The 13,457-nt window shown below is 67.4% G+C and carries 15 protein-coding genes; 11 read left to right on the top strand and 4 right to left on the bottom strand.

The features are described from left to right. The first annotated feature begins 148 nt into the window (after nt 1–148). From QSV35_RS15530 to QSV35_RS15500, 7 genes are read left to right on the top strand one after another with little or no spacing between them, the layout of a single operon-like run. Complete coding sequence (locus QSV35_RS15530) at nt 149–916, top strand: carbohydrate ABC transporter permease (protein ID WP_286289708.1); 768 nt, start codon at nt 149–151, stop codon at nt 914–916. A 3-nt stretch (nt 917–919) separates the two neighbouring features. Then, nucleotides 920–1,750: a carbohydrate ABC transporter permease gene (locus QSV35_RS15525; protein ID WP_286289707.1), complete on the top strand. Its 831-nt coding sequence runs from the start codon at nt 920–922 to the stop codon at nt 1,748–1,750. A gap of 40 nt (nt 1,751–1,790) precedes the next feature. Beyond that, nucleotides 1,791–2,855 carry a Gfo/Idh/MocA family protein gene (locus QSV35_RS15520; RefSeq protein WP_286289706.1) on the top strand — a complete coding sequence of 355 codons (1,065 nt, stop codon included), beginning with the start codon at nt 1,791–1,793 and terminating at the stop codon, nt 2,853–2,855. 31 nt (nt 2,856–2,886) lie between these two features. Beyond that, nucleotides 2,887–3,747 (top strand): fumarylacetoacetate hydrolase family protein, encoded by an 861-nt coding sequence (locus QSV35_RS15515; protein WP_286289705.1) that lies wholly within the window; start codon nt 2,887–2,889, stop codon nt 3,745–3,747. 14 nt (nt 3,748–3,761) lie between these two features. Next, the gene (locus QSV35_RS15510) at nt 3,762–5,492 is read left to right on the top strand and encodes a glycerol-3-phosphate dehydrogenase/oxidase (RefSeq protein WP_286289704.1); all 1,731 of its coding nucleotides are present in this window, start codon (nt 3,762–3,764) and stop codon (nt 5,490–5,492) included. After that, nucleotides 5,489–7,075 carry a glycerol kinase GlpK gene (gene glpK, locus QSV35_RS15505; RefSeq protein ID WP_419956854.1) on the top strand — a complete coding sequence of 529 codons (1,587 nt, stop codon included), beginning with the start codon at nt 5,489–5,491 and terminating at the stop codon, nt 7,073–7,075. Before QSV35_RS15510 ends, glpK begins: the two co-directional genes overlap by 4 nt. Beyond that, nucleotides 7,002–8,174 carry a glycerate kinase gene (locus QSV35_RS15500; protein WP_286289702.1) on the top strand — a complete coding sequence of 391 codons (1,173 nt, stop codon included), beginning with the start codon at nt 7,002–7,004 and terminating at the stop codon, nt 8,172–8,174. Before glpK ends, QSV35_RS15500 begins: the two co-directional genes overlap by 74 nt. A gap of 68 nt (nt 8,175–8,242) precedes the next feature. Here the strand turns inward: QSV35_RS15500 and QSV35_RS15495 are convergent, their stop codons facing one another. Next, on the bottom strand, nt 8,243–8,464 hold the full coding sequence (locus QSV35_RS15495) for a hypothetical protein (RefSeq protein WP_286289701.1): 222 nt from the start codon (nt 8,462–8,464) through the stop codon (nt 8,243–8,245). Nucleotides 8,465–8,682: 218 nt separating this feature from the next. On the opposite strand from QSV35_RS15495, the gene dinB reads away from it, so the two are divergent. Next, on the top strand, nt 8,683–9,879 hold the full coding sequence (dinB, locus tag QSV35_RS15490) for a DNA polymerase IV (protein WP_286289896.1): 1,197 nt from the start codon (nt 8,683–8,685) through the stop codon (nt 9,877–9,879). Nucleotides 9,880–9,918: 39 nt separating this feature from the next. Continuing rightward, the gene (locus tag QSV35_RS15485) at nt 9,919–10,806 is read left to right on the top strand and encodes a zinc-ribbon domain-containing protein (RefSeq protein WP_286289700.1); all 888 of its coding nucleotides are present in this window, start codon (nt 9,919–9,921) and stop codon (nt 10,804–10,806) included. A gap of 152 nt (nt 10,807–10,958) precedes the next feature. On the opposite strand, the gene QSV35_RS15480 is transcribed toward QSV35_RS15485, so the two are convergent. Continuing rightward, a complete protein-coding gene (locus QSV35_RS15480) occupies nt 10,959–11,180 on the bottom strand; it encodes a helix-turn-helix domain-containing protein (protein WP_286289699.1) in 222 nt (73 codons plus the stop codon). A gap of 267 nt (nt 11,181–11,447) precedes the next feature. On the opposite strand from QSV35_RS15480, the gene QSV35_RS15475 reads away from it, so the two are divergent. After that, a complete protein-coding gene (locus QSV35_RS15475) occupies nt 11,448–11,873 on the top strand; it encodes a hypothetical protein (protein WP_286289698.1) in 426 nt (141 codons plus the stop codon). A gap of 46 nt (nt 11,874–11,919) precedes the next feature. Here QSV35_RS15475 and QSV35_RS15470 read toward each other — a convergent pair whose 3' ends face one another. Together QSV35_RS15470 and QSV35_RS15465 are read right to left on the bottom strand one after the other, a co-directional pair. After that, nucleotides 11,920–12,063 (bottom strand): hypothetical protein, encoded by a 144-nt coding sequence (locus tag QSV35_RS15470; protein WP_286289697.1) that lies wholly within the window; start codon nt 12,061–12,063, stop codon nt 11,920–11,922. 12 nt (nt 12,064–12,075) lie between these two features. Further along, a complete protein-coding gene (locus QSV35_RS15465; RefSeq protein WP_286289696.1) occupies nt 12,076–12,555 on the bottom strand; it encodes a hypothetical protein in 480 nt (159 codons plus the stop codon). A 243-nt stretch (nt 12,556–12,798) separates the two neighbouring features. Here QSV35_RS15465 and QSV35_RS15460 point away from each other — a divergent pair, with 243 nt between their 5' ends. Next, on the top strand, nt 12,799–13,443 hold the full coding sequence (locus QSV35_RS15460) for a hypothetical protein (RefSeq protein ID WP_286289695.1): 645 nt from the start codon (nt 12,799–12,801) through the stop codon (nt 13,441–13,443). Nucleotides 13,444–13,457: the final 14 nt, after the last annotated feature.

The following is a 13,457-nucleotide window of genomic DNA, read 5'->3' as shown; positions in this document are numbered from 1 at the left end:
CAACACCCCCCCCCCCCGGTGGGGGCGGCCCCCCCCCCCCGCGGGCCCCCCCCCCCACGGCGACGGCGTCGCGCCGTACGTCTACCTGCTCCCGGGATTCGCGTTCTACGCGGCTTTCGTCCTGGTCCCGATCGCGCAGACGGCGCGGTTGTCCTTCACCGACTGGGACGGGCTCCTCCCCGAGGTCTGGGTCGGCATCAGCAACTACACGCAGCTCCTGAGCGACCCGCAGACCGGTGCCGCGTTCGCGGTATCGATCGCGTTCATCGCCTTCGGATGCCTCCTTCCCGTCGCGGCGGCGCTGGTCCTGGCCGGACTCATCGCCCGCACCCGCATCCGGGGCCTGAGCTTCTTCCGATTCGTCTTCTTCCTCCCCTACACGATCGCGCTGGCCGTCGTGGCCATCGCGTGGCGGTGGCTGTATGCGACCGACGGCACGATCAACACCGTCATCGGGGCAGTCTTCGGGCCCGGTGCGAAGAAGGCGTTCCTCGGCGACTTCACCTGGGCGCTCCCCTCTCTGGGAGTCGTCGCGTTCTGGGCGACGTTCGGCTTCGTCACCGTGATGCTTCTCTCGGGCATCCAGCACATCCCGAAGGAGCTCTACGAGGCGGCGCGCATGGACGGCGCCGGCCCGGTGCGCGAGTTCTTCGCCGTGACGCTCCCGGGCGTGAAGAACGAGCTCCGGGTGTCGTTGGTGATGACGTTCATCATGGCGATGCGGACGTTCGACCTGCCGCTCATGATGACGCAGGGCGGCCCCGGCTACACCACCACCACCCCTTCGCTGATGATGTACCGCGACGTGTTCATCAACGGACTGATCGGCCGCGGCGCCGCGCTCGCCATGCTCATCACCATCGTCACGTTCGCCGGGGTCGCCATCATCAACGGCATCCTCTCTCGGAAGGACTGAGCCATGCGCGCCCCTCGAGGACAAGTCCTCTCCTACGTCATCCTCTACGTCTTCGCCGTTTTCGCGATCTATCCGCTGATCTCCACCATCCTGGTCGCGTTCAACAGCCCGAACGCCGCCGTGAGCGGGCTGGCCTGGCCGTCGCCGTGGACGCTCGACAGCTTCATCCGCGCCTGGACGGACACCCAGGCAGGCATCGGCCGATCCATGCTCAACAGCCTGATCCTGGCGATCGCCGTGGTCCCCATCTCCGTCGTGTTCTCCATCTTCACCGGCTACTCGTTCGGGACGATGCGGTTCCGCGGGTCCGGAGTCCTCTTCGCGCTGCTGCTGCTCGGCCTCATCGTGCCGTACGAGGCCACGATCATTCCCCTGTACTACGAGTTCCGTGCGATCGGGCTGCTCGACACCTACTGGGCGATGATCTTGCCGGACATCGGCGGATCGATGGCGTTCGGAACGCTCTGGATGGCGGCGTTCTTCCGCGCCTTCCCGCGCGAGCTGATCGACTCAGCGCACACGGACGGCGCAACGCGGTGGCAGACGCTGTGGAAGATCATCGTCCCCACCGCCGGGTCACCGATCTTCGCGCTGGCCACCATCCTGTTCATCTGGACCTGGAACAACCTGCTCCTCGCGATCGTCATGATCACGAACCCGCAACTGCAGATGGCACCGGCCGCGCTGAACTTCTTCGTCGGCCTCCAGTACGGCGCCAATTACCAGGTCACCTGTGCGGCCGCGATCATCGTCGCGCTCCCCGTCATGCTCATCTACTACATCCTTCAGCGCCGCTACGGGTCCGACGTCCTCGCCGGCGCCGTCAAGGGCTGACGCCCACCTACTGCACCTCCCGACCACCGAAAGGCCCTCCATGACCTCCACCCCCGTACGCGTCGGCATCGCCGGCCTCGGCCTCATCTCCCGCACCCACGCCACCGCCTACCTGCAGATGGGCGGGCTCGTCGAGATCGCCGCAGTCTGCGATGCCAACCGCGCTGTCGCCGAGGCATTCGCCGAAGAGTTCGGCGGCCGCGTCGCCGACGACATCGACGCGCTGATCGCAGACCCCGACATCGACGTCATCGACGTCATCCTCCCCCACTTCCTGCACATCGACGTGGCAACGAAGGTCCTGGATGCAGGCAAGCACCTCCTCATCGAAAAGCCCGTCGCACCGAACTTCGATGGCGCACTGACCATCCAGCGCAAGGCGAAGGAAGCCGGCGTGCACTTCATGATCGCCGAGAACTCCCGATACATGGCCGCCTACCAGGCGGCGCACCGACTGATCGAGGCCGGCGAGATCGGGGACGTCCTGCACGTGCGAACGACTCTCCGTTCGAATGAGAAGGCCCACCTCTCCGACCCGGACAACTGGCGGTGCTCGTACGACCTCGGCGGGGGGCTCGTCCTCGACACCGGCGCGCACTCGTTCTACCTGATCACCTGGCTGCTCGGAGAGATCGAGTCGCTGCGCGGTGTCGGCAAGAAGCTCCTCGCCCTGCCGAACGAGATCGAAGACACCGCCGAGATCACCGGACAGCTGCGATCGGGTGCGCACTTCTCCTGCACGTTCACGTCGATCTCAGAGATCCCGCACAGCGAACGGCTGGAGCTCTACGGCACCCGCGGCGGCATCCTCATCGATCAGATGGCGAACCCCGTCGTCAAGCTGTTCCGCGGCGCGCACGACTACGAGGGGACCGTCATCGATGAAGTCCCCTTCGGGCCGGACGCCTGGCATCCCGGTGGATGGCACTTCGAGTCGGTGCTGCGCGAGGTGACCGACTTCATCACCTCCCTGATCGATGGAGTCCCGCCGCTGATCGACAACCGCGACGCCGTCTACGCCCTCGCCGCGGTGGACGCCGCATACCGGTCGATCCGCACCGGCGAGCCCGTCTCCATGGCCGACATCACCCGGCAGGCACTGTGATGACGACCGCCGGACCCCGAGGAGCCACGTCATGAAGCTGATGCGCATCGGGCCCGCGAGGCGCGAGAAGCCGGTCATCCGCGTCGACGAGGATCACTACGTCGACGTCTCGGATGTCGCAGGGGACTTCAACGAAGACTTCTTCACACCGGGATGGCAGGAGAGGATCCGTGACGTCGTCGAGAGGCGGGTGTCCGGCGGCCTCGTGTCCGCCTTCGCCGGAGAGCGTATCGGCGCGCCCATCGCACGCCCGCACCAGATCGTGTGCGTCGGGCTCAATTACGCCGACCACGCCCATGAGACCGGACAGGCGATCCCGGAGGAACCCATCCTCTTCAGCAAGTCCCCGAACACGCTGGTCGGGCCGTACGACGACATCCGGTACCCGCGCGGCGGTTCGAAGCTGGACTGGGAGGTCGAACTCGGGATTGTGATCGGCGCGCGCGCTTCCTACCTCGAAGACGACGATGAGGCGCGGGCCGCTATCGCCGGCTTCCTGGTCGTCAACGACGTCAGCGAACGCGCGTTCCAGAACGAGCGCGGCGGCCAGTGGATGAAGGGCAAGTCGGCGGAGACGTTCAACCCGGCGGGCCCGTGGCTGGTCACTCCGGACGAGCTGCCCGACCTCGCCGCACTCGACCTGTGGCTGACTGTCAACGGCACGGCACGTCAGAACGGGTCCACCGCGACGATGATCTTCGACCCGATCTCCGTCGTCCGGTACGTCAGCCAGTTCATGGTGCTGGAACCCGGCGACCTGATCAACACCGGAACACCGCCCGGAGTGGCTCTCGGAATGGCCGCACCCGCATGGCTGGTCCCCGGAGACGTCGTCGAACTCGGGATCACCGGTCTCGGCAACCAGCGTCAGACGATCTCCCCGTCCCGGTGAGAAGGAGAGCCCGCGTGGGAACGAATGCACCGCGATCTCGGCCGGCCGTTCTGGATTCGCTGCGGGAACGACCGCGCGCTGACGTGCTGATCATCGGCGGCGGAATCAACGGCCTGGGGCTGCTGCGAGAGCTGGCGCTTCAGGGAGTCGACGTCACGCTCATCGAACGGGACGATTTCGTCTCGGGCGCCTCGGCCGGCTCGTCGCACATGGTCCACGGCGGTATCCGCTACCTCGAGAACGGGGAGTTCCGTCTCGTTCGCGAGTCCGTCCAGGAACGCAACGCGCTCCTCCGCCTCGCACCGCATCGCGTGCACCCGCAGCCGACCACGATCCCCGTCTACTCCACGTTCTCCGGCCTGGTGTCGGCCGGACTGGCGTTTCTCACCGGCGCCAAGCGGCCCGGCCGGGAACGTGGAGCCCTCGTGATCAAGGTCGGTCTCACGTTCTACGATGCCTACTCGGGCGCCGGGCGCACGGTGCCGCGGCACCGATTCGTCAGCCGCCGCACCGCACTGCGTGAGCTGCCCGCGCTGAACCCCAGGGTGAAGTACGCCGCGACCTACTATGACGCGGTCATGCCGAGCCCCGAACGCCTCGCGCTCGATGTGCTCGCCGACGCTCTCGCCGCGGGACCCGGAGTCCGAGCGGTGAACTACGCCGAGGCCGTCGATCTCGACGCGACCGGGATTCGCATCCGCGACCGGGTAAGCGGCCACGAGTTCTCCATCGACGCGGACGTGATCGTCAACGCGACAGGGCCGTGGACCGATGCCACCAACTCGGACCTTGGGCAGCCGACCTGGTACATGGGCGGAACCAAGGGCTCGCATATCGTCCTCGAACACCCCGAGCTTCTCGCTGCTACACAGGGCCGTGAGCTGTTCTTCGAGCACAGCGATGGCCGCATCGTCCTGATCCTTCCGATCGGTGAGCGCGTGCTGGTCGGCACCACCGACATCGACCACCGCATCGGTGACCCCATCGTCTGCACCGACGCGGAGGTCGACTACTTCATCGACCTGATCGGCTCCGTACTCCCCGGTATCGACGTCGACCCCTCGCACATCGTCTACCGCTTCGCCGGGGTGAGACCCCTTCCCGCGCACGGCGACGTAGCCCAGGGTTCAGTCAGCCGCGACTACCGCATCGAGGAACGCCCCGATGCGGGCCGGCTCGGCCGCACGGTGCTCAGTGTGGTCGGCGGCAAGTGGACCACCTTCCGAGCCCTCGCGGTCGAACTCGCCGGCCACGTGCTCGACGAGCTCGGCCGGCGCGAGCGCGTCGACACGACCGACGCCCCCATCGGCGGCGGCAGGGACTACCCCACCACGGAATCGGAAGTGACAGCCTGGCTCGATTCTCACGCCGCGGCAGTCGATCACGACAGGGCCCGCGAGCTCCTCGAGCGCTACGGTACCTCGGCAGAATCACTCCTCGCCCGGATCGCGAACAATGCCGACACTCCCCTGACACATGCGCCCGCCTACTCATGCGAGGAGATTCGCCACCTCACCGCCGGCGAGTCCGTCGTCCACCTCGACGATCTGTTCCTCCGCCGAACCTCGTTGGCGTTCGAAGGCCGAGTCACCATCGCTCTCGTCCAAGAGGTCGCGGACATCGTTGCTTCGACACTCGAATGGAATGATTCCGAACGCGACTCCGAGGTCGCGCGAGTCGTCGGCATCCTGCGCGATCTCCACGGTGTGGATCTGACCGCCGCACCGTCGCGACTGCCCGGATGAAAGCCGTGGATCACGTTCTTGCCCTCGACCACGGCACGACGAGCACACGCGCAATGGTGTTCGACGCCACCGGCTCGCCTGTATCGACTAGCCAGATCCCGCACGCGCAGTTCACGCCGCAGCCCGGATGGGTGGAGCACGACGCGCTGGAGGTCTGGCACAACGCCCGTCACGTGATCGCGGAAGCCCTTGACCGTGCCGCGCTCGCGACCCGTGACGTCGCTGCCGTCGGCATCGCGAACCAGCGCGAGACGACGGTCGTGTGGGATCGCAGAGACGGTAGACCGGTCGCGCCCGCGATCGTCTGGCAGGACGTCAGGACGGCGCAGCAGATCGACGGCATCGACCGTGCCGTAGGAGGCACCGAAGTCCGTCGGCGCACGGGGTTGCAGCTCTCGTCGTACTTCTCGGTGACGAAGCTGATGTGGATCCTCGACAACGTGCCGGGCGTTCGCGAGGCCGCCGACGCGGGGCACCTCATGTTCGGGACGATGGACACGTGGCTGCTGTGGAACCTCACCGGCGGGTCCGTGGGCGGCGTGCACTCCACGGATGTCACGAACGCGAGCCGCACCGCCCTCATGGACATCCGCGCACTGCGGTGGGATGATGACCTGCTCGCCGCGCTGCGCATTCCACGCTCGCTCCTGCCCGAGATCCATCCCTCGGCCGACCGATTCGGTCTCGTGCGCACGGGAGGTCCCCTCGACGGCGTCGCGGTCGCAGCCCTCGTCGGCGATCAGCAGGCGGCACTGTACGGGCACGGGATCACCACGCCGGGGCAGGCGAAATGCACCTACGGCACCGGTGGCTTCGTCATGTCGCATACCGGGACCGGCGCCGTCCTGTCCGACAGCGGGCTCCTCCCCACCGCCGCATTCCAGCAGGCCGGATCACCCGTCACCTACGCACTCGAAGGTTCTATCGCTGTCGCGGGATCATTGTTCCAGTGGCTGCGTGATCGGCTCCGGGTACTCGACGACGTCCGCGACTCGGAACGCCTTGCCGCGAGCGTCGAGGACTCCGCAGGGATCGTCCTCGTCCCCGCGTTCTCGGGCCTGTTCGCTCCACACTGGAGACCAGATGCGCGCGGGGCCATCCTCGGGCTGACCTCGTATGCCGGTCGCGAGCACATCGTCCGAGCGGGGCTGGACGCCATTGCCCATCAGGTTGCGGATGTGTCCGACGCCGCGCAGCAGGACAGCGGACTGAGGATCGACGAGCTCAGCGTCGACGGTGGCGCCACCAGCAACGCGCTGCTCATGCAGATCCAGGCCGACATCCTCGGCATCCCTGTCCGGAGACCTCGGATGCTCGAGATGACCGCCTACGGTGCCGCCCTGGCCGCTGGTGTCGGCATCGGGCTCTGGGCCGATCGTCAGGCCGCGCCGACGATCCAGGACCACGACAGTTGGACGCCCACCCGCACCCCGAGCTGGCGCACCGCGACGCGAGCACAATGGGCTGACGCGGTTCAGCGCAGCCTCGGCTGGGCAGGATCCCAGGCCCATGACCCACGCGACCGCTCGGAGGGCGGGCCTGACGGCGACGCAGTTCACTCGTCGCGCCCATCTCAGCGTTGATTGGACCTCACACGTGCGCGTACTGATTGCGATGGACTCCTTCAAGGGGTCGATCGACTCTTCTTCCGTGGCGGCCGCCGTCGCCGCAGGCTGGAAGGATGTCCGGCCGAACGATGACGTCGTCCGACGTGCCATGGGGGACGGCGGGGAGGGGACCGCGGCCGTGATTGCGGCGGCCGTCGAAGGCTCGGTCGCCCATGTGATCGAATCGGTCACCGGCCCTGATGGGAGGGACACCCGGGGCGAGTGGTTCATGCTCCCCGATCGAACCGCCGTGCTCGACCTCGCACAGATGTCCGGTCTCCCGCTCATGGGCTCTCTCGACCCCCTCGGGGCCACCACACGCGGACTCGGCGAGACGATCCGCGCCGCACTTTCACAAGGGGCGACAGCCGTGTGGATCTGCCTCGGCGGCAGCGCCTCGACCGACGCCGGAGTCGGAGCGCTTCGCGCCCTTGGCTTGAAAGCGACCGACTGTCACGGCGACCCTGTCGGCGAAGGCGGGATCGGACTGAGCGGGATCGCCTCGATCGATACCCGCTCGCTCCTTGAGATCCCCGGAGGCGTGACTCTGCTGACCGACGTCACCTCCCCGCTGACAGGTCCCTCAGGTGCTGCGGCGGTCTTCGGTCCGCAGAAGGGAGCGAGCCTGGGCGACGTCGCCATCCTGGACTCAGCACTCGCGCACTTCGCTGAAATCTGCGGCGCACCCCCGCAGCTCATCGGCGCCGGCGCGGCCGGCGGCACGGCGTACGGCTTCCACGTTGCGTACGGCGCGGAGATCGTGTCCGGTGCGGACCGGGTGGCGGAGATCACAGATCTCGACACGGGCATCGCGTCCGCCGATCTGGTCATCACCGGAGAGGGGTCGTTCGACAGCCAGAGCAGGCGCGGCAAGGTCGTGGGCAGCATCCTCGACCGCGCGGAGCGGATGGGAGTGCGGGGCGCCATCATCGCGGGCCGCATCCTCCACGACCCGGGAACCCCGCACGTGAGTCTGACGGACATCGCCGGCAGCAGTGAGGAAGCTCTTCGGAATCCGTCCATCTGGGCACAGGCTGCGGGATCCCGCATCGCGCGCATCTTTCATGGACCATGAACAGTCGCGCTCCCCGGCCATTCGGGCTCCGGCCGCTCCGACGGCTCCGGCGCGACATGCTCGCACGGTCAATCCCACATGTGGTGGACGTGCCACCCGTCGTCCGCCTCGCAGACATCGAAGACGACGGCGTGTCCTTCTTCGTCGGTAGCCTGAAACCTCCACCCGTACAGGCCATGTTGGTGCTCGCGGGGGGCCGCCCAGACGGACTCGCGCATCCGGGTCGGGGTGTCGGTGATCCGCCAGCGGTGGCCCGCGTAGACCATCCGCGTGGGGAGGTCGTCAACCATCCAGATCGTCGCATGCTGTTCGATAGTCGGCGAGTTTATGGGTTAACACCATAGAACACTGTTACTAGTTCGGGTAGAGTCCTCAGCGTGGCCGATCGGATCTCGGGACGGGTCTGAACATGGTGGGTGTCCGGGCCGGCGCATGACCTTCCGCTGCCCGCCCCATGTCTGTGGTGCGTGCGATGATCCGCTGGGAAGACAACGGGCGGGAGGACGGGATGCGGGGCGAGGCGACCGTGCTCCACGCCGACCTCGACGCCTTCTATGCCTCTGTCGAGCAGCGTGACGCGCCCGAGCTGCGCGGCCGGCCGGTCATCGTCGGGGGCGGCGTGGTGCTGGCGGCGAGCTACGAGGCCAAGGCCCGTGGCGTGCGCACGGCGATGGGCGGCCGGCAGGCGCGCGAGCTGTGTCCCGATGCTGTGGTCGTCCCGCCGCGGATGGAGGCGTACTCCGCGGCCAGCCGGGCCGTGTTCGCGATCTTCCGCGACACGACGCCCCTCGTGGAGGGCCTCTCGATCGACGAGGCGTTCCTTGAGGTCGGCGGACTGAGACGCCTCGCGGGTACGCCCGAGCACATCGCGGTGGGGCTGCGGGAGCGGGTGCGCGCGGAGGTCGGCCTGGCGATCTCGGTCGGAGTCGCCCGCACCAAGTTCCTCGCCAAGGTCGCGAGCGCCGTCAGCAAGCCCGATGGGCTGCTCGTCGTCGAGCCCGAGCGGGAGCAGGAGTTCCTCCTGCCGCTCCCCGTGGAGCGGTTGTGGGGCGTCGGGGCGGTGACGGCCGAGAAGCTGCACCGGCTCGGCATCCACACCGTCGGGCAGCTGGCGGATCTGGAAGCCGCGACCGCCGAGAGGCTGCTCGGCAAGGCCGCCGGAGCGCACCTGCACGCGCTCGCCCGGTTGCGCGATCCACGCCCCGTCGACAGCACGCGTCGCCGCGGATCCATCGGTTCGCAGCGGGCGCTCGGCAGCCGCCCGCCCTCCGCCGGCGAACTCGAGCTCATCCTCACCCAGATCGTCGATCGGCTCGCCCGCCGCCTGCGCGACCACGACCGCGTCTGCCGCACGGTCGTGCTCCGCCTCCGCTACGGCGACTTCGCGAAGGCCACACGGTCGCGCACCTTCCCCGCGCCGACCGACCGCACGGCCGTGCTGCTCGCGGTCTCCCAAGGCCTGCTTGCCGCAGCTCAGCCCGAGATCGCAGAACGCGGCATCACCCTCATCGGGGTCTCGCTGTCGCACCTCGGTCGCGCCGACCGCGCGCAGCCGGAACTCCCGATCGACTGGGACGAGGGGGTCCGCCTCGACTCGGTGCTCGACGCCGTGCGCGACCGCTTCGGGGCAGCCTCCGTCGCCCGGGCCGCGCAGCTCGGTCGCGATCCCGGCTGGTCGGCGCCGCTGCTGCCGGAACATGAGTGAGTCGGGGAGGATGTCGGCGGCCGCGCGTACCCTGCTCCCATGGCGGAACGGGTCGAACTGTGGTGGGCGCGGCGCCAGTTCTCCAAGGGCGCCGCGATCCCCTACCCGGTCGGGAGCTACCGGGAGGTGTGGGCGTCGTTCCCGGCCCTCGTGCGCCAGTACCACCCTGAGCTCAACGCCGGCATCGTCCTGAGCCAGATCCCACCCGCGGCCGACGTACTGCTCCTGTGGCAGTGCGAGGCCGGCCACACCTTCGCGGCCACCCCCGACGAGCAGCGCAACCGCCCGGGACGCCAACGCCGCCGCTCCGCCTGGTGTCCTGAGTGCGCGGACCTCGCCCGGCCCGCCCGTGCTCTGCCGATGCGCGACACCGTGGCGCTTCCCGGCTCCCCGGTTCCGGCTGCGATCGCGAACCCGGTCGAGCGCACGCTCCTGCGGCCGCGGAAGCCGCCCCGGAAGCTGCAGCTGTGCCTCAAGACACCTGTCCTGCCGGTCGGGGATCCGTTCCGGTCCGAGTGCGCACCCAAGCCCGCGTCGGCCGTGGAAGCACAGGTGCGCGCAGACCTGCTCGCCCGGCTCGCGATGACACTGGGATTGAACGCGGTGCGAGTGGCGCGCCCGTTCTTCGACCACCTGGAGGTCTGGCCGGACATCCTGCTGCCGGAGTTGCGCATCGCCATCGAGTACGACAGCACCGGCCGGCACGGCCTCGAGCATGTCGGCCGACGCGCGGACGCCGACCGCCGTAAGGACCGCTCGCTGCGGGCTGCGGGATGGGAGGTCGTGAGAATCCGAACCGGCAAGCTCGAACCTCTCGGACCGCACGACCTGCAGATGTCGGCGTGGAATCGGAAGGGGCTCGAGCGCCTCATCGACGCTCTGAGGGATATCCGCGGGCCGCTGCTCGTCGACGCGTATCTGGCCTAGCGACGAACCTGGCGAGCCTCGACGCTGCTAAGCCGTCGACCGCGTGAGCCCACCTGCCCCAGATACTCGATCTGTTCCCCCATTCGGCAGGCGCGAGCCGTTCTGCTGCTGCGACTGAAGCGATCCAGGTTCAGGGCACTGGTGCTCCCGCGTTACCGGCAGAATAGCGGGTCCGCCGTGGTGTCGAGTGCGGCCGAAACCCGGATCAACGTCGAGACGGCGAGGTTCGACACACCGGTCCCGATACGGGCCACATGTGACACGTCGATTTGAGAAAGGTCAGCCAGCGCCCGCTGCGACGACCCGGAATGAAGACGCCGTTGGCGGACTCGCGCGCCGATGATCTCGCCCGCCGTGCCATCGATCCGTTCCACGCGATCAGGGCACCGGGAGCGCCATTCCCCCAGCTTCGAGAGCAGACCTGGGTACGCGCCTCATAGTCGATCCGCAATCGGGGGCCGGTCGTTCACGCGCTCCGGATACTGTGGCCGCACGACAGATGCCCTCGTGTGTCGACGGTGTGGTCGGCCAGTGGTCGCCTCCGCTCCGCAATTCGACGTATTTGAGCGGATGCACTACGTCTGCTTCCACTATCAGTTTGAGCACCGAGGCGATCCGGACATCGAATGCGACGCGGGTGGATGCCCAGCGTCCCGTATCGCTGTGTTGTCACGTACCTCGCGCGGGAGGGCGTCGACATTTCCCACGCCGGAGACACCCTCGTGCCAGCGATTCTTGTGCTCCAGAGCCTTGGATTCACGGTCGAACAGCACGGCGAGTTGTTCGTCGCCAAGACCTCGTTCGCGCGTTTCACGGCGGAGAATCCGGTTGCGCTGCTCGGACTGGTAACGATCGCCGACCACCGCCGCCCGTGGCGCGCAAGTGATGAAGAGATCGACGGCGTCATGCAGAAATACAACCTGTACCGCCGAGTACGCAAGCCGGTCCCTCACCGCGCATCCGGCCGATTGCATGCGGCAGCCGAAGACATCCGCAGCCGGCAATGTACGCAAAACCCGCAAGGTGAAGTGCACGATGTTGAGGCGACGCCTGGTGGCACAAGTTGAGACTCAGCGTGGCGTTGTATCGCCTCGCAACCAGATCCGCACCTTGTCAGGCGGGTTCGGCAGGCTTCTCGGCCACTTCCTCGACCTTGTCGAAGTGTGCGTCGATGTCGACGCGGTCCGGTGCCAACGTCGGCATCTTTTTCGACGCAGACCCGGGCTTATCGTCGTCCAAAGGTGGGATGAGTGTCATGGCCGCTGCTCTCTACTTCGGGATTCCCCCAGGGATGAACGACAGCACGAGCCACGCCACAAGACTCAACGCCAAGACGACATATCCGGCGAAGAGCCATCGTGCGCGACGCTCCACGCCGCCCTGCCGGGTCGCCAGAACCCACTGCTTCTCCTGGATGAGGCGATACAACGCCTCCTTGGGCGTGCGTGAGAGGAGCATCAGCTCCACCTTGGGCAGCTCGAGCGCGTAGTCCCATCGCTGCCACACGACGAAGAGACCGACGGCAATCGCCAGTCCGGTCAGGATCAGTGCGATGCTCAACCACGGCGAAGAGGTCGCTGTCACCTGCACCGTCCCGAGAATCGCCGAGGCTCCGGTCAGCAATCCCGCCCGACTGTCGATCGCGCTACTGGTCGAAGACTGCGTCGCGAGCGCCGTGTCGAGCTCGGTATTGAGCAGGTCCAGTTGCGCACTGGCCGTTTCGAGTTGCGCTTCAGTGAACGTGGCCATCTCAGTCCCCACTCCGACGGTGACCACATCGATACAGCATCTCGGTCGACGCCGCAAGGGGGTCCACGCCTTAGAGTTCGACACCTATGTCGACAAGGAGTCGGGCCAGACCCACGAGTCCTGGTTGGGGCGGCTCGAACTCTTCTACAGGGGAAGAACCGGCCCTGATTCCTACGAACTCGACCACACCCAAGAAGTGCGGCCGAGTACCGTTCTCCTCGGAGCTCGTAAACGGGGAGCGAAATGTCGTCACAGAGTGACCTGACCGACCTCATCGGCCCTGACGCGTCAGCCGCATGGCGGCAGAGTCAAAGGTTCGCCCGCATCGCCGTGACCCTTTTCCTCGTCGAATTGGTCCTGTTCCCCGCCACCGTCGCCGTCTCCGAGGCCCTGCGCAATTGGGTGGTCTTCGACTTCGGGGTCCTGGTCGCCACCGTGCTGCTGGCTGGATTCCTCACCTACCTAGTAAAGGCCCTCCGATGGTCCAAGCAAGCAACATTAGCCGCCGGGCGATACCTTGCCCCGCAACGCGCTGGCGACGACAGCCCGGTACCTCCTGCCCTCCTGCGCGGCGGATCGGAGTCGATCACCACGTTCCTGGCCAACCTGGAGAAGATACGGCTCGGCCAGAAGCCACCCCCGGCGAGTTCGATCGCCGAGTTCCGCGACCGCACACCCGCACGAGTCTGGAACACCACAGTCGTCGGCCTGGTCATCATCACGATCGGGATCATCCTCTCGATCGCGAGTGCGGTCGAGGTCGTGACTGCGCCCTCACTCACCGCCCTGACAGTGCCCGCCGCGGTCGGTTGCTACCTCATCGGTGCGCCTCTGGCTCTGTCCCTTGGCCGCTACTACCGACGGGTCAGCCGGGATCCGACCAAGTAGCCGCCACCCGAAAG

The organism is Microbacterium candidum (assembly GCF_030315975.1).
Lineage (GTDB): Bacteria > Actinomycetota > Actinomycetes > Actinomycetales > Microbacteriaceae > Microbacterium > Microbacterium candidum.
This window is presented reverse-complemented; position numbering and strand designations above follow the sequence as displayed.